Genomic DNA, 15,337 nt, shown 5'->3' with positions numbered 1-15,337 from the left:
CCGTAACCGGGTTCTTGCCGAGCAGGGCAAACAGGATGCTCATGGTCACGATCGTCAGCCCGATCGCGATCAGCGGCGAGATGACGGCGATCGCGTTCGATCGTTCGGAGCGCTTTTCAAGCACGAGCTGCATGCGCTGCTTCCCTGAGCTCCGCGTCGTCGTGCTGCAGGCCGCTGCCGCCCATCAATAGACCGAGCTTTTCGCGCGTTGCCTCCGCGCGCGCCAGCGGTGCCGACAGTTTTCCATGAAACATCACGGCGATGCGGTCCGAAATCTCGATCAGCTCGTCGAGGTCCTGGCTCGTCACCAGCACGGCGCAGCCCGAGGCCGACAGATCGAGCAGCGCCTGGCGGATCACGGCCGCCGCGCCCGCATCGACGCCCCAGGTCGGCTGGTTGACGACCAGCACGGCCGGATTGCGCAGGATCTCGCGCCCCACGACGAACTTCTGCAAATTGCCGCCGGACAGGCTCGCGGCTTCCGGATCGCGCTTGGCCTTGCGCACATCAAAAGTTTCCGTGGCGCGATCGACCGTCCGGAGCGTCGCCTGGATGTCGACGAAGCCATGCTTGACCATGCCGCCGGCGGCGTGACCGGTCAAAAGCGCATTTTCCGACAGTTTCATGCGCGGCGCGGCGGCATGGCCGAGCCGTTCTTCCGGCACGAAGGCCGCCCCCAGTTTGCGGCGTTCCGTGATCGACAGATGGCCGCAGGCCACGCCGTCGATCACGATGGTGCCAGGCTCCTTCAGCAGTCGCTCGCCGGACAGCGCGGCGAACAATTCGTCCTGCCCGTTGCCGGCGACGCCGGCGATGCCGAGAATCTCGCCGCCCTTCAGTTCTAGTGAAATGTGCTTGAGTCGCACGCCGTGGGGATCTTCTGATGCCAGCGAGAGGTCGTTGACGACGAGCCGCGGCACGGTCGTGCGCCGTCCGGGCGCCGGCCTGACGTCGGCGATCGCGGTGCCGACCATCATGCGCGCGAGCGATGCGGCGGTTTCGGTTCGTGGATTGCAGGTCGCGATCTTGCGGCCAGCCCGCAGAATGGTCGCGGTGTCGCAGAGCCGTTTCACCTCCTCCAGCTTGTGGCTGATGTAGAGGATGGCGCGCCCCTCGGCCTTAAGCCGCTCCAGCACGATGAAGAGCTGGTCCGCCTCCTGCGGCGTCAGCACGGCCGTCGGCTCGTCGAGGATGAGGAATTTCGGGTTTTGCATCAGCGCACGCACGATCTCGATGCGCTGGCGCTCGCCAACCGAGAGCTGCCAGACCTGGCGCCTCGGATCGAGCGGCAGGCCGTAATCGCGCGAGACCTGCGTCAGTCGCGCCGACATCTCCTTGAACGATTCCCGGCCGTCGAGTCCCAGCGCGACATTCTCGGCCACGTCGAGATTCTCGAACAGCGAGAAATGCTGGAACACCATGCCGATGCCGAGCGCGCGCGCTTCAGACGGGCCGGCGAGTACGATGCTGCGGCCCTGCCACAGCATCTCGCCGGCGCTGGGCTGGATCAGGCCGTAGATGGTCTTGACCAGGGTCGACTTGCCGGCCCCGTTCTCGCCGAGCAAGGCGTGGATCTGCCGCGGCCGGATCTCGATGTCAATGGCATCATTGGCCAGGAAATCGCCGTAGCGCTTGGTCAGGCCGACCGTCTTCAGCAAAGGAGCTTCGCTGGACTGCAGGTCGGTCATCACATCGGACATTCGCGATCACGCGCCAAAAAGTGTGAGTTGGTCGATACTGAACCAGTTTGGACCCGTGCGGCCTCGCATGGCAAGAAGGGCGAAGAACAATCCGCTGCCACAGAGCTCGTCATTCCGGGGCGATGCCACCCGGCCGCGCTTTGTGCGGACCCGGTGGAGGCGCCCCGGAATGACGGCGTATGTGGGAGTTGACGAGTTGGGATTGGACGATTGCCTTAACCGTTATCTTGTCCACACCCCCTCATGCAGCGCGGCGGCTTCATCCTCCAGCAGCGGTCCGACGACTTCGGTTGGCCGCTGGCCGCGTGAAAACACCTCGCGGCAGGGCAGGTCGAGGGTGGGGTTTTCCGGATGGTTGCCGGTGATGGCCCGCAGCCGGTGTTCGCTGAGACCATAGACGACGCGGCCGATGCCAGCCCAATAGATCGCGCCCGCGCACATCGCGCAGGGTTCGGCGGAGGAATAGAGCGTCGACGTCGCCAGCACGTCGCGACTGAGTGTCCGGCAGGCCTCCGTGGCCAAGAGCCGCTCGGCATGCGCGGTACCGTCATGCGCCGGCATAAAGCCGTTCTCGGTTTCGATCAGCACGTTGTGGTGCGCATCGACCAGAATGGCGCCGAACGGATGGTTGCCATTTCTCATCGAGCGCCGCGCCACGTCAAACGTCCGGCGCAGGAATGAGTCATCGCGTGCAGCGTTGCCGAGATGGACCGAGCCGTTCATCAATATCAGTGCCCCGCCATGTGGCGACCGATCTCCGTGAGGTCGACCGCAGAGGTCGGTGCCTCATAGACGAACTGGCCGTGGAACATCACGACCAGACGATCCGACAATTCGAGCAGCTCGTCCAGATCCTCGCTGACCAGCAGCACCGCCGCGCCGCGGTTGCGCGCCGCCATGATCTCGGCGTGGATCTGCGCGACCGCCGCGAAATCGAGCCCGAAACACGGATTCGCGGCGATCAGCACTTCGACCTTGCTGCCGAGCTCGCGCGCCAGCACCGCGCGCTGCACATTGCCACCGGAGAGCGCGGCCATCGGCGTGTCGGGGGTGCGGGTCTTGATCTTGTATTGCGCAATCTTCTTCCGTGCGTCGTTGCGGAAGGCGGCGCGGTTCAGCCAGAAACCGCCGCTCGAGAACGGCGCGCGGTCGAACTCGCGGAAGGCGATGTTGTCGGCGACGCTCATGCCGCCGACGCACGCGTTCTTCAGCGGCTCCTCCGGCAGCAGCGACATCCTGTGCCGGCGCATCTCCTCGCGACTCGCATGGTAGAGATCGCCGGCAACGCGGATCGCGCCGCCTTCGGCCTCGCGCTGGCCGGCCAGCACCTCGACGAGCTGCCGCTGGCCATTGCCGGAGACGCCGGCGATGCCGACGATCTCGCCGCTCTTGATGGTCAGCGAGACATCGCGCACCGCGATTGCGCCGGCGTCGTCGAGCGCGCGCAAGGCCTCGAGCTCCAGCCGCGGCTTGCCGACCTGTCCGCTGCGCGCCGGCTGCACCGTGAGTTCCTCGGCACCGATCATGGTGCGCGCCATGTCGTCCGGGGTCAGCTCCGCGACGCGGCCTTTGCCGGCGAGCTTGCCGCGCCGCAGGATCGTGACCTCGTCGGCGAACGCCATCACCTCGCGAAACTTGTGCGTGATCATGAGAATCGTCAGATCGCCGGCGACGACCATCGCGCGCAGCATGCCCAGCACCTCATCCGCCTCGCCCGGCGTCAGCACCGAGGTCGGCTCGTCGAGGATAAGAAAGCGCCGCTTCAGATAAAGCTGTTTCAGGATCTCGCATTTCTGCCGCTCGCCGGCGGAGATGTCCGAGACTTTGGCGTCGAGCGGCACCTTGAAGGGCATACGCGCCAGAAATGCCGCGAGCTCCGTTTTCTCTCTCGTCCAGTCGACGATGGCCGGCACGTCGTCGCGCGCCAGCACCAGGTTTTCCGCAACCGTCATGGCGCCCACCAGCGTAAAATGCTGGTAGACCATGCCGAGCCCAAGCGCGTGCGCATCCTTCGGGTTTGCGATCACCTGCTCGCGGTCCGCGACCAGGATGTCGCCCGCGGTCGGGCGGTAATAGCCCATGATGCATTTGACCAGCGTGCTCTTTCCCGCGCCGTTCTCGCCGAGCAGCGCGTGGAAGGTGCCGGGCCTCACCTTCAGGTCGACCTTGTCGAGTGCAGCGAAGTCGCCGAACCGCATGGTCATGGCGGCGGCTTCGACACCGAACGTCTTGTCGCCCGCGTGCGGTCTGTCGGTCACGCGATGGCTCCGATCAGCGCATCCGAGGTCGCAACTGCCCCGAACACCCCGCCCTGCATCTTGATCATTTTCAGCGCATGATCGTGATTGCCCCGGTCGGTCGCGCCGCAGCAGTCGGCGAGCAGCACGCATTCAAAACCGCGATCGTTGGCCTCGCGCATGGTGGTGTGGACGCAGACATCGGTGGTGATGCCGGTTAACACGATGTTTTCGATGCCGGAGAGCCGCAGCATCAGTTCCAGATCGGTGGCGCAGAACGAGCCCTTGCCCGGCTTGTCGATGATGGGCTCGCCCGGCAGCGGCGCGAGATCGGGAATGATCTCCCAGCCCGGCTCGCCGCGCACCAGGATTTTTCCGCACGGGCCGGGATCGCCGATCCCGGCGCCGATCTGCCGCGAGCGCCAGCGCTTGTTGGCCGGCAGGTCGGCGAGGTCGGGCCGGTGGCCCTCGCGGGTGTGGATGATGTGATAGCCATTGTCGCGCATCACCTTCAACAGCCGCTTGATCGGCTCGATCGGCGCGCGCGTGAGCGACAGGTCATAGCCCATCTTGTCGACATAGCCGCCGACGCCGCAAAAGTCCGTCTGCATGTCGATGATGATGAGCGCGGTGTTGTCCGGGCGCAGATCACCGTTGTAGGGCCAGGGATAGGGTTCGGATGCGATGTAGCGCTCGGGCATGGCAGGTCTCTAGCGGGTGATTGACAGCTCGGCCGGTGCGCCGGTCAGCGTCCGTTTGGGCGAGCAGGTGATGATCATGATCGCGAGCGTCAGGATGTACGGCGCGGCGTTGAACAGATGATAGCCGGAGGTCATGCCGACCGATTGCAGCGCGGGTCCGAGCGCCGCGGCGCCGCCGAACGCCAGCGAGGCCCACAGGCACAGCATCGGGTCCCAGCGCGCGAAGATCACCAGTGCCACTGCGGTGATGCCTTGTCCGCTCGAGAGGCCCTCGTTCCAGCTTCCGGGATAGAACAGCGACAGGAACGAGCCGCCGATCCCGGCCAGGAAGCCGCCAACCATGGTGGCGCGCAGCCGGATCAGCAGCACGGAATGGCCCATGGCGCGCGCGGCGTCGGCGCTTTCACCGGCGGTGCGGATCAGAAGGCCCCAGCGCGTCGTCTTGAACGCCCAATAGAGCAGGGGCGCCAGCGCGACGCCGATCAGGAACAGCACGTTGATGCGCAGCGCCGCGCGCACCTGTGCGATGTCGCTCCACCAGCCGAAATCGATCGCGGGCAGCCGTGCCGCGGTCGGCTCGATCAGCGGCTTGCCGAGATAGAATGCGAGGCCCGTGCCGAACAGCATCAGCGCAATGCCGACCGCGACATCATTGACCCGCGGCAGCGAGCAGATGCCGGCATGCAGGGCTCCGAGCAGCGCGCCGGTGATTCCCGCCGCGAGCACGCCGAGCCATGGCGAGCCCGAAAGGTAGGAGATGCCGTAGGCGCTCATCGCGCCCATCACCAGCGTGCCTTCGAGGCCGAGATTGATGCGGCCGCTTCGCTCGGTGATGCATTCGCCGAGCGAGACGAACAGGAACGGCGTGGAGACGCGGATGGCGCCGCCGAATACCGCCAGCGGCACGGTCCAGAGCCCGATTCCGCCGTCGGCCATCTCAACCCTTTCCTTTCAGAAAACCGATGCGGCCGTACAGCGCATCGCTCGCCAGCACGAACACGAAGATGATGCCCTGCAGCACCAGCACGGACGCATCGGGCAGGCCGAGCCGGCGCTGCAGCAGTCCGCCGCTGGCGCTGATGCCGCCGAGCAGGATCGCGACGGGAATCACGGCAAGCGGATTCTGCCGCGCCAGAAACGCGACCAGAATGCCCGTAAAACCGTAGCCAGCGGCGAGATTGGCATTGGTGCGGCCCTGCACGGCGGCGACCTCGATCATGCCGGCGAGGCCCGCGGCGCCACCTGCAAGAAAGCAGATGGTCATGATCAGCTTTCCGACGGAGAGCCCGACGATGCGCGCCGCGCGAATATTGCCGCCGGCGACGCGCGCCGCAAAACCGAAAGTGGTATGATAGATCAGGATGTAGGCGGCGGCGGCCGCGACCAGCCCGAACACCAGGCCCCAATGCACGTCGGTGCCGGGAATGGTGCCGATCATGTTGGCGGCGCCGATCTCGCGGGTCGACGGCTTGTTCAGGCTCCCGGGATCGCGCATCGGTCCTTCGACCAGGTGGTTGAGGATGGCCAGCGCGATATAGACCAGCAGCAGGCTGGAGATGGTTTCGTTGACGCCGCGATACTGGCGCAAGGCCCCGGCGAGCATGATCCAGAGCCCGCCGCCGATGATGCCGGCGATGACCATCGCGAACTGTACGGCGAGCGGCGGCGCCCATGGCAGCGCCAGCGCCGCTGATGTTGCCGCCAGCGCGCCGATCAAGAGCGCGCCCTCGCCGCCGATGATCACCATGCCGAGTTGCGCCGGCAAGGCCGTGCACAGTGCGGTCAGGATCAGTGGCGCGGCGCGCGCGAGTGTGTTCTGCCACGAGAACCAGGTGCCGAACGCGCCGTAATACATATAAAAGTAGAGATCGAGCGGGTTCTTGCCGAACAGGGCGACGAAAATGCCGAACACCACGAGCGCGCCGGCGAGCGCCGCGCCCGGGATCAGCACATACTCGATCGCCTGTCCGTGACGCTGCAGGAATGACGGATCGGCAGCCGGCGCGATCGCGGCTGCCGCGGCGGAATCCGCCGTATCTGTGGTCACGAAGTCGCTCCAATCACGCCGTCGACCAGATAGTCCATCTTCTCGAGTTCAGCGTCCTTCTGGCCGCGGTCGGTGCCGGCCGCGATCACGACCTTGCCCTTGTTGTCGGAGATCGGGCCCTTGAAGATGACGAAGTCGCTCGACATGAACTTTGATTTGACCTCGTCGGCATGCTTGCGCGCTTCTTCCGACACCGCCTCGCCATAGGGCGACACCTTGACGATCTCGTCCTTCAGGCCGCCGCGATAAAAATTCGGAATCGTCTCGCCGGCCGCGATCATTTTCACGAATTTCGGATACAGCGCCTCCCAGTTCCATTCGGCGCCGGTGAGATAAGCCTTCGGCGCCAGCGGCGACTGATTGACATGATAGCCGCACACCATGGCGCCGCGCCGCGCGGCGTTCTCGACCATCGTCTTCGGCCCGTCGACATGGCAGGTCAGCACGTCGACGCCCTGATCGATCAGGCTGTTGGTGGCCTCGGCCTCCTTGACCGGCATCGACCAGTCGCCGGTAAAAATCACCTGCGTGGTGGCCTTGGGGTTGGCGAGCTTGGCGCCGAGCGTAAACGCGTTGATGTTGCGGAGCACCTGCGGAATCGGTTTCGCCGCGACGAAGCCGAGCTTGCCGCTCTTGGTCGAATAGCCGGCGACGATGCCGGAGATGTACTGCGCCTCGTCGATATAGCCAAAATAGCTGCCGGCGTTTTTGGGGTCCTTGTCGGTCCACAGGCCGCCACAATGCTGGAAGCGCAGTTTTGGATATTTTTGCGCCATCTTCAGCACGTGCGGATTGTAATAGCCGAATGAGGTCGGAAACAGCAGGCTCGCGCCATCGAGATTGATCATCGACTCCATGGTCTTCTCGACCGCGTCGGTCTCCGGCACCTTCTCTTCCTCGACGACCTTGAGCCCGGGCAGTTTTTTCAGCGCGGCCGCGCCTTGCGCATGCGCCTGATTGTAGCCGTAGTCGTCGCGCGACCCGACATAGATGAAGCCGATCGTGGTCTCCGCGGCGAGCGCCCCGCGGGCGCCGAGTGCGGTGCCGAGCGTCAAAGCCGCGCCACCCTGCAACAGGTGCCGTCGTGATATCCTGCCAAAATCCATGATCTGCTCCCTTGGCGGAAAACCGCCTCTCCCGTTCTCGGCGTCGCCCGACGGCGTCGCCCAATGGGGCAGTCGCAATCTTTGTGCCAGAGCCTAATTGTTGAGCAGAATTTTGGTTAAGCCATTGTAAGAAATGCGCATTAGCTGAATGCCGCCGGGTGGATCAGGGTCTGGTACAATCCTGCACAGCCTAAAAAATAGACGAACTATTTTTATTGTATGCAATCGGCTTGGGCAGCTCGCGTCCGCCCCTCAGCCATTCTACCAAGTCAACGATCTGGACACGCTCGGAAGTCGTCGGGTTGTCAAAGCGATGAGGCGCAATTCAAACGAGCTGGTGTCGTCAAACCGAGGGAGATCGCGATCATCATCGCTTCGCAGAACGGGTGAGGACGTCATCACAGTATCGAGCCGTGGACCGGGCATCGCCATTGCCAATGCAGCGTCGGGCTCGATCTACTTGGTGACCGCAGCATCGCGGACCTCGACGATAACAGGAGGGCGAAAGCGACAACGGTTCAGATCCTGTTGGACATGACCTCTGCAATTGATTGGAGAGAATCAAACGGACGATCGGATCCGTGCAGCAAGTGGAAGCGCAACCCGGATTGGATCAGGTTCACTCCTGATCGTCCGACGTCGGTCGATCGCGCCGGGCAAATTGGCGGTGCCAACCGGTCGGCATTGAACGTCCGCCCACCGAATCCCTCTCCCGAGCCGGAGAGGTCGGCCAAGCTGTGGCCCGCAACAACGCCGTTTGACGCCGTGGGACTCGATCTCGCTGATTGCAGCCCCCGGACCTGATGTCACTGCAGGTTCCAATTCTCGAGACATAATGCTTCACCGAACCGTGCCTGCATTGAGCCGGGGACCGGCTGGCCAAATGTCAGTTTGTCCATCTCCACGAGGGATGGATTGGCGAATGTCTTTTCATCCCCCATCGACTCGACGGTTTGATTTTTATCCCCGACCCTTGCGAACGCCCGTTCGTAGGCCACAGCGCCGAGTTTGCGTTCGCAATCGATAACCCACACGGCGTCACGCGCGTCGATATGCCGCCCATCAGGCAACTGCGCGCCGCCCAATTCATAGAGGCGCACGGACGCTACCCGGTAGGTGCCGATTTTTCTCGTGCTGTCGCTTGCGACATAAAGCGCACGGCGTGTCCCTTCTAGAAAATGCTTCCATCCGCTTTTTGCCGGCAAGACCTGAACCGCCAATAACTCACCGTCACACAACGCCACCACAAATCGTTCATACATACCCCCCTTGGGTGGCTTGAGATCGCTGAACTTGAATGCTGAGACGGTTGTTGGCGGTCCGTCTTTCGCGGCCGGGATACTCTGTGACGCGGCCAGTTGCCGCGACTGACAATCCACGATCAAGGTGAGGTCGATGGGCGCCCGCGCCGTGCTTTCGGGAGGTGTCTCCCTGATTGTGAGGCTCACCAGATCGCGCCCTTGTGCACCAAACTTGGCCACCGTTGCGGGATAGAACTCCAGCACCGGTCTACCTGTGTCATCCTGCGCGAAGGGAACGAGAGATGCGGCACTTGCCGGCACGGCATGCACAGCGAGCGCGAACATGACAATCAGGCGCTTTGTCCTGCAAGTCCTCGTGGACGAACGTTTCGAGGCGTACATCGGAACCACCACCATAACCATGCCGCCGGCGCAACCGATAACAAACCTTCCAACACTTTTACCGCAAGGGCGTTCCAGCAGCGCGGCAGCTGCCGCGCATCGAAGCGAATGGAGGCAGCAATCGGCCCCACCTCCGAACCGCTTACATAAGCGGCGGCCAAGGCCGACGCGTGACAGGTCCGCTCTTCGCTTGACCGCGGATACACAGGGAATTGTTCGACTTGGGCTAGACCGGAAGATGGCGTGCGAACCGAATCGTTCTCCTTTTCGCTGAGATGTGGACGCAAGGACCAAACGGTTCGCTCCGCGGCGCTTCAGTCTCTCAAGTTCGGCAACGGTGCCGTCGGCAATCAACCGCTGCGCGGCCCGAATGCAAATCCCGGTGCGGTCCATCCGCCCGGACGCACCGAAGCCACGACGCTTTCCGGACATAAGTCCCACCGGCTCTCTGCATTGCGACGTTTTGGCCGGGTTCGTGCGGTTTTCGCCGCCGCGAGGCGCCCGCCGATGCCTCGAATCCCGTGCGCGAAAGATCGAAATTCACGTGGTGATTCAATGCTGATTCGTCTGTCCAGTCCTCTGCGCAAAAATATTTCGCTTCCGTTTTTCGGAATTGTGTGATTTGGTCCCGCCATCCCGCCTCGATGGTAGAGGGCGTTTTGGCCGATCGTCAGCGAACGTGAGGCGGGCTGCGATGGACGTGAGGACGATGCGCGACGAGCATCGTCGGCGCGGACAGCGAAGGCGTGTGGTCCTGGCCTCCCGACGCTGAGGCCAAGTCGGCGAGAGATGATCTCGCTGGTGATGGGAGCAAGAAAGCCCGGTTCCCAGGGAGAGCGCGCTATAAGTTGTAAACCGTCGCGCAGGGAATGCCGGATGATCCGGCTGAACCTGTGGTTCCTTCCCCGTGCTTTTTCACCGCACGGGGGCCATGGGTGAGGCCTTCACCCGGCATTCCCTGCGCCCTCGACTTTTTCGAGGGTCTTGTGTCCAGCATAGCTCGGGCGTTATCCGCCGCGAGACCGCGGACGCTTGTCCTCAAAGCTGTTTGAATTGTTGAATCGGAAAATGCTGGCTCCCGCATCGATCTCGTTGCGAGGCACCCGGTTCGCGCGAAGCGCCACCCCAGGCGAGTGCGATTGGCGCTCGCCTTGAGATGCCGGGCTCCGCGAAAGCGATCCAGATTCTCGCACGGCAAAAGTCTGGATTGCATCGGTGCTGGCGCGCCTCGCAATGACTGAAACCGGCACTTCGGGCAAGGTGCGACCGCTCAGTTCGACAGGTGCGCCTCGATGCTTTGCACGGCGTTGTTGAACAGCGTCGTCATCGCTACGGTAATGTCGTCATCGGTCGTGATCCCGAAATAGAGACCCGGCGACGCGCAGCTCTGCAAGTTCGGCCCGATGCTGCTTTGGAACGGTGCGATGTACTTTTTGTAGAAGGAATCGTTCGGCAGTGGAACGAACTCCGTATAGAGAACGGCGATCTTGATCCCGCGGCTCTTGATCGTCGCGCACGTCGTGATGTCGACCGGCTGGATGCAGCGGGAGATGCCCTTTCTGGTCTTCAGCGGCTGCGTGCAACTGGTCGCTTGCTTGTCCTCGACGCCATCGGTGACGAGGAACAGGACCGCTTGCGGCGAACTGCCGGAGGCGCCGGTACCCGGCGTCGTCATGACACTGTTCATGCTGCTCAGGGCGGCCGCGAAATCGGTGTCGGTGTCGTCGTCGAACATCGACGACGTGACATAGTCCTGGATGTAGGTCTCGAAAACATCCACGCCGCTCGCGGCGGTTCCCGCCTGCGCCAGATTCGTGGTCAGCGACTGAACCGTCGTCAGCGTGTTGCCGAGGTTCGAGGTATTGAACGTGTAGACCCCCATTCGGAACATGGCGGCCGTTTGCGCCGCCATCGACGTCGCGGTGCTGGTCAGCGATTTGGTCGCGGTCGCCAGGTTCTGGATGCGCGTCACCACGCCGAGCGACTGCGCCAGCTTGTAGTTGTCCCAGCCGGCGGGATTTCCGGGCGTGTCCGTGCTGTTGGGGTTGGACTGGTGGCAGGCGAAGGCGCAGCCGTTGCCGTTGCCCTGCTGCGGCGTGTTGGCCAGCATGGTGTTGACGCCAGCGGTGGTCGCCGCGAGCGCCATCGATGGCGAATTGTCCAGCATCAGGTAGAAGTCGATGTTCGCTGCCGAGGTGGCGCCTGCGGTCGTGGTGCCGGACAGCGGCCAGGATGTCTTTCCCAGAACATTGGGAAATACATTGGCCGAGCTCGCGGTGAACGAGACGGTTGCGCTGCGCGCCAGCCCGTTCTGCGTGACGCTAATGGTCGGAGGATCGTAGGTCACGCCCGAGACCGCCGAGGCCTGCGCGGAGAAGACGTTGGTCGCGACGGTCTGCGCCTGGGTGGTCGACTGGCTCATCAGCGACGGCGACACCGCGGCGAGCGCGGCGGAGTCCGCTGCGGCATTCAGGCGCTGCTGCCGCGCGATCGCCGAGGCATAGTCCAGCGCCATGCCAATCAGGAACACGATCGGCACGATGCAGAGGGCGAAGGTGATGGCGACATTGCCCTCGCGCTGGCGGAGGAAACGGCTGATGAAATCGTGAAACATGATGCAATCGGGTCCATCAGGAGTTGACGCGCGTGATCGATGTCGCGAGCCGTGGATAGAAATAGCTGCTCTGGGAGATGTTGATCGTTCCGGTCATCACCAGCCCGAGGGACGGCTGGTACGGATAGGTGACCTCGCTCCAGATCAGCGACGTATTGGCGATCTGCAGCGCGGTTGGCAGCGCCACCGACTGGCCGACGGTGTGCGCGGTGCCGTTCAGCGAGTCGCTCCAGGTGACGGTGCCCTGGCCGGAGGAGTCGGTGGTGATCTCGGTGATGGTCACGACCATGCCCGTGGCCGAATAGGGCGCGACCACCGTCGATGCGGCATTGAGGATGCCGGTCATGGTGGAATTGTTGATGCTGGTATATTGCGAGGCCAGATCCGCGACCGTGCGCGAGGCGAGCGCCGCCTTGAATTGCACCGCAAGGCCGTTGCCGGCTTCGACGCTGCCGAGATAGAGCACCAGCATGAACGGCAGGATGATCGCGAACTCGACCGCCGCGACACCATCGCGGCCGGCTGCGAAGCGGCGAAGGTGCGAGAGCGAACCGTGCAGAGGGCGGCGCATCAGTATGGCTCCCTCTTGAACACGTTTGACGACACCAGCAGGCGGTTGCCGTTGGCGAGATTCGACAGATTGAAGCCAAGCGGGCCGAGAATGATCGGCCACTGATACAGCACCTGCACCACGACGATGTCGCCGGGACTGCCCAGCGAGTAGTTCCAGGTGTTGCTGACGTTGCCGCTGGAATCGAAGGTGAGCGTCGGGGTCGCGGTGCTCGCCGCGGAGAACGAGCTGTAGCTCGTGACGTTCACCATGTAGTTCGCGCAGGTGAACAGGATCACGGTCTTCTGGCAGACCCAGCTCGTGAACTGCGATTGCGTGAGACCAGAGGTTTGCGCCTGGCCGGTCAGGATGGTGCGGCTCGCCTGGCTGACCACTTCATCGAGGAGCCTCTGGGCGAAGAACACCACCATGGTCTGCAGGATGGCGACGAGCAGCGCGATGAACGGGGCTGCGACCAGCGCGAACTCGACCGCCGTCGCGCCACCGTCCGCGCGCAGCAGACTCTGGCGGCGAAGCAACTGCGTGACGCGGGATCGGCGGGTTCGCTCCATTGGCACGACCATTCTGGCCCTGGCCGCGCGAGTCGCGGAACGCAGCGCGCGGCAATCTTCCATTCAGCCGATTCCTCGCAGCAATTGCTGAAGCGAGCGTTATTTGCGCGCCCTATCCGTAGTTCTACGTGCGCTGCGCCGCGCCGGATGCCTGGTGGTCCGCTGGCTCTCGGAAGCGGCTGGACCCCCGGCCTTGTTCCGTGCGCCAGATTCCCGCCAAGCTTCCTCCCAATCTGCGGCATTTCGGCCTGGTCGAATTTGCCGCAACCATTTGAAACCGCGCCAGAATCGCTTGCCATAAATGGGGCGCATCCTGCTTCGCTTTGCGAACGAACGTTGCTCTTCAAGCACAGCCTTGCAGGCGCATCGCTGCTAGGGTGATCCATGTTCTCGGCCGGTTGGCCCAGGGTTTTTCGGGTGGTGTGATGAAGCAGCTTTTCCTGACCACGACCGGCCTTTTGGCGTTGGCGACGTCCGCCTTCGCGGCCGATCTGCCGGCCAGGGTTCCAATGGCGACCAAGGCGCCGGCTTACATGGCTCCGGTCATTTTCAGCTGGACCGGCTGCTACATCGGTGTCGAAGGCGGCGGCAATTGGGGACGCAGCTCGCAGACCACGACCACGACACCGGCGCCGGGTGTGCCGATCACGGGGAATTTCAACCTGAGCGGCGGCATCGCCGGCGGCACGGTCGGCTGCAATTATCAGGTCAGCAACGTCGTGGTCGGCATCGAGAACGACTATTCCTGGACCAACAAGAGCGGCAGCGCCGCCGGGCTGCCGCCGACCTTCGCCGCCACGACCATCAGCTCGACCAAGGAGAAATGGATCGACACGCTGCGCGGCCGCGTCGGTTTTGCGTGGGACCGCTTCATGATCTACGGCACCGCCGGTGCGGCCTTTGCCGGCACCAGCGTGAGCGTCGCCGATCCGGCCTTTGGCACGTTGACCAGTTCGCAAAATCGCACCGGCTGGACGGCGGGCATTGGCGGCGAGTATGCCGTGCTGGCCGACAGTTGGGGTGCGGTCAGCGTGAAGCTCGAATATCTGCATGCCGATTTCGGCACCAAGCAGTACTTCAATCCGGCGGTGGTCACTCCGGTGGGCACCACCGTCGTGACGCGCGACGTCAAGCTGTCCGACGACATGGTGCGCGCAGGCGTGAACGTGAACTTCAATTGGGGCGGGCCGGCAATACCGAAATATTGATCCGGCCGCATGTGACGGCTCTCGCCATGAGGGGGGCGTAAGCCGACGGGGAAGAAAGGCCCGGTCTCGCGACCGGGTCTTTTTTCGACGTCATTGCGGCGCGCTCCGATGCATCGAACCCGGAGGTCTCGACGTTGGGCGCTCCGGCTCTGTTCGGCAAAGCACAGCGGAGTTTGCGGCTCGAGATCCCCGGGTCGCGCTAAGCGCGCCAGGGGATGACGCGCTTTCGCGCCTCAGTCCACCACGACCTTGACGCGGTCGCGCACCTTGACCTGCGCATGCGCATCGAGCCCGTTCAGCACGCGGAAGCGCTCCATCGGATGATCGACGCCGGCCATCCGGTGCGACAGCGATTCCACGGTGTCACCGGGCTGCACGGTGATCACCTTGATGCGCAGCGGCCGTGCGGCCTGTATTTCTTCCAGCGCGAGGCGGCGGAAGGAATTGACGGTCTCCTTCGCATTGCGCTCGCTCTCGGTGGTGGTCTGGCGGCCGGCGAAGATGAAGCGGTAGACGTCGCCGTTGAAGCGCAGCACGTAGATCCGGAACTGCCACTGGTCGCCGCGCGCGGTCGCGGTCGCCGCCGGGAAGCTGTTGACGACGATATCCTCGATCGAGGCTTTGTCGACGTTCTCCATCCAGCCCGAATTGAGATACTCCCCGAGCGACTGCTCGGCCGGCACCCGCACGACGTCGAAGCGCATCGCCTGGCTGCCGCCCTCGCGCACGCCGATCACGGCCTGCGCGGTGTTGTCAAGGGTAAAGGTCTCCGGCGCGACGAAGGTGAAACCAAGTTTTGGATGCAGGAAGCGGTGGGCGCGGACGAACCCTTCGCTCGGATCGTCGCCATAGACCATGTTGTCGATCGTCTCGAGATAGGCCTCGCGATCATGGTCGGTATTGTCAGGCGAGGCGTATTGCTTGGCGATGGTCTGCGCGTTCTGCACCCGCTCGGGGGT

The 15,337-nt window shown here is 63.7% G+C and carries 12 protein-coding genes and 2 pseudogenes; 1 reads left to right on the top strand and 13 read right to left on the bottom strand.

Annotation, left to right across the window (positions count from 1 at the left end):
* The 12 genes and pseudogenes from JOZ76_RS00095 to JOZ76_RS00040 all read right to left on the bottom strand — a co-directional run.
* Positions 1-133: pseudogene (locus JOZ76_RS00095) on the bottom strand (ABC transporter permease); the annotation flags it as partial.
* A complete protein-coding gene (locus JOZ76_RS00090; RefSeq protein WP_291696604.1) occupies positions 117-1,700 on the bottom strand; it encodes an ABC transporter ATP-binding protein in 1,584 nt (527 codons plus the stop codon). The gene JOZ76_RS00090 and the pseudogene JOZ76_RS00095, both read right to left, overlap by 17 nt.
* A gap of 222 nt (positions 1,701-1,922) precedes the next feature.
* Positions 1,923-2,342 (bottom strand): nucleoside deaminase, encoded by a 420-nt coding sequence (locus JOZ76_RS00085; protein ID WP_441299948.1) that lies wholly within the window; start codon positions 2,340-2,342, stop codon positions 1,923-1,925.
* Positions 2,343-2,428: 86 nt separating this feature from the next.
* Positions 2,429-3,904 carry an ABC transporter ATP-binding protein gene (locus JOZ76_RS00080; RefSeq protein ID WP_291696605.1) on the bottom strand — a complete coding sequence of 492 codons (1,476 nt, stop codon included), beginning with the start codon at positions 3,902-3,904 and terminating at the stop codon, positions 2,429-2,431.
* A 50-nt stretch (positions 3,905-3,954) separates the two neighbouring features.
* Entirely contained in the window at positions 3,955-4,638 is a 684-nt protein-coding gene (biuH, locus tag JOZ76_RS00075) for a biuret amidohydrolase (protein ID WP_291696602.1), read from the bottom strand.
* A gap of 9 nt (positions 4,639-4,647) precedes the next feature.
* Entirely contained in the window at positions 4,648-5,574 is a 927-nt protein-coding gene (locus tag JOZ76_RS00070; protein ID WP_291696601.1) for an ABC transporter permease, read from the bottom strand.
* A gap of 1 nt (position 5,575) precedes the next feature.
* Positions 5,576-6,685 carry an ABC transporter permease gene (locus tag JOZ76_RS00065; RefSeq protein WP_291696600.1) on the bottom strand — a complete coding sequence of 370 codons (1,110 nt, stop codon included), beginning with the start codon at positions 6,683-6,685 and terminating at the stop codon, positions 5,576-5,578.
* Positions 6,682-7,791 (bottom strand): BMP family ABC transporter substrate-binding protein, encoded by a 1,110-nt coding sequence (locus tag JOZ76_RS00060; protein WP_291696599.1) that lies wholly within the window; start codon positions 7,789-7,791, stop codon positions 6,682-6,684. The genes JOZ76_RS00065 and JOZ76_RS00060 overlap by 4 nt, the downstream gene beginning before the upstream one ends.
* Before the next feature lie 806 nt (positions 7,792-8,597).
* Positions 8,598-9,377 carry a hypothetical protein gene (locus JOZ76_RS00055; RefSeq protein ID WP_291696598.1) on the bottom strand — a complete coding sequence of 260 codons (780 nt, stop codon included), beginning with the start codon at positions 9,375-9,377 and terminating at the stop codon, positions 8,598-8,600.
* 1,327 nt (positions 9,378-10,704) lie between these two features.
* Complete coding sequence (locus JOZ76_RS00050; protein WP_291696597.1) at positions 10,705-12,048, bottom strand: TadE/TadG family type IV pilus assembly protein; 1,344 nt, start codon at positions 12,046-12,048, stop codon at positions 10,705-10,707.
* Between the two features lie 16 nt (positions 12,049-12,064).
* Positions 12,065-12,619, bottom strand: coding sequence for a TadE/TadG family type IV pilus assembly protein (locus JOZ76_RS00045; RefSeq protein ID WP_291696596.1), 555 nt, complete (start codon positions 12,617-12,619; stop codon positions 12,065-12,067).
* Positions 12,619-13,170 carry a TadE/TadG family type IV pilus assembly protein gene (locus tag JOZ76_RS00040; protein ID WP_291696595.1) on the bottom strand — a complete coding sequence of 184 codons (552 nt, stop codon included), beginning with the start codon at positions 13,168-13,170 and terminating at the stop codon, positions 12,619-12,621. The genes JOZ76_RS00045 and JOZ76_RS00040 overlap by 1 nt, the downstream gene beginning before the upstream one ends.
* Before the next feature lie 425 nt (positions 13,171-13,595).
* Between JOZ76_RS00040 and JOZ76_RS00035 the strand changes: the two genes are divergently transcribed.
* Positions 13,596-14,378, top strand: coding sequence for an outer membrane protein (locus JOZ76_RS00035; protein ID WP_291696594.1), 783 nt, complete (start codon positions 13,596-13,598; stop codon positions 14,376-14,378).
* A 233-nt stretch (positions 14,379-14,611) separates the two neighbouring features.
* On the opposite strand, the pseudogene JOZ76_RS00030 reads toward JOZ76_RS00035, so the two are convergent.
* Positions 14,612-15,337 (bottom strand): annotated as a pseudogene (locus JOZ76_RS00030) (M48 family metalloprotease); the annotation flags it as partial.

This window comes from Bradyrhizobium sp., assembly GCF_019244115.1.
Classification (GTDB): Bacteria; Pseudomonadota; Alphaproteobacteria; order Rhizobiales; family Xanthobacteraceae; genus Bradyrhizobium.
This window is presented reverse-complemented; position numbering and strand designations above follow the sequence as displayed.

Excerpts from the sequence above, each read along its gene's own strand:
- JOZ76_RS00090 (WP_291696604.1), bottom strand. The coding sequence starts at position 1,700 with ATGTCCGATGTGATGACCGACCTGCAGTCCAGCGAAGCTCCTTTGCTG.
- JOZ76_RS00085 (WP_441299948.1), bottom strand. The coding sequence starts at position 2,342 with ATGAGAAATGGCAACCATCCGTTCGGCGCCATTCTGGTCGATGCGCAC.
- JOZ76_RS00080 (WP_291696605.1), bottom strand. The coding sequence starts at position 3,904 with ATGACCATGCGGTTCGGCGACTTCGCTGCACTCGACAAGGTCGACCTG.
- biuH (WP_291696602.1), bottom strand. The coding sequence starts at position 4,638 with ATGCCCGAGCGCTACATCGCATCCGAACCCTATCCCTGGCCCTACAAC.
- JOZ76_RS00070 (WP_291696601.1), bottom strand. The coding sequence starts at position 5,574 with ATGGCCGACGGCGGAATCGGGCTCTGGACCGTGCCGCTGGCGGTATTC.
- JOZ76_RS00060 (WP_291696599.1), bottom strand. The coding sequence starts at position 7,791 with ATGGATTTTGGCAGGATATCACGACGGCACCTGTTGCAGGGTGGCGCG.
- JOZ76_RS00055 (WP_291696598.1), bottom strand. The coding sequence starts at position 9,377 with ATGTTCGCGCTCGCTGTGCATGCCGTGCCGGCAAGTGCCGCATCTCTC.
- JOZ76_RS00050 (WP_291696597.1), bottom strand. The coding sequence starts at position 12,048 with ATGTTTCACGATTTCATCAGCCGTTTCCTCCGCCAGCGCGAGGGCAAT.
- JOZ76_RS00045 (WP_291696596.1), bottom strand. The coding sequence starts at position 12,619 with ATGCGCCGCCCTCTGCACGGTTCGCTCTCGCACCTTCGCCGCTTCGCA.
- JOZ76_RS00040 (WP_291696595.1), bottom strand. The coding sequence starts at position 13,170 with ATGGAGCGAACCCGCCGATCCCGCGTCACGCAGTTGCTTCGCCGCCAG.
- JOZ76_RS00035 (WP_291696594.1), top strand. The coding sequence starts at position 13,596 with ATGAAGCAGCTTTTCCTGACCACGACCGGCCTTTTGGCGTTGGCGACG.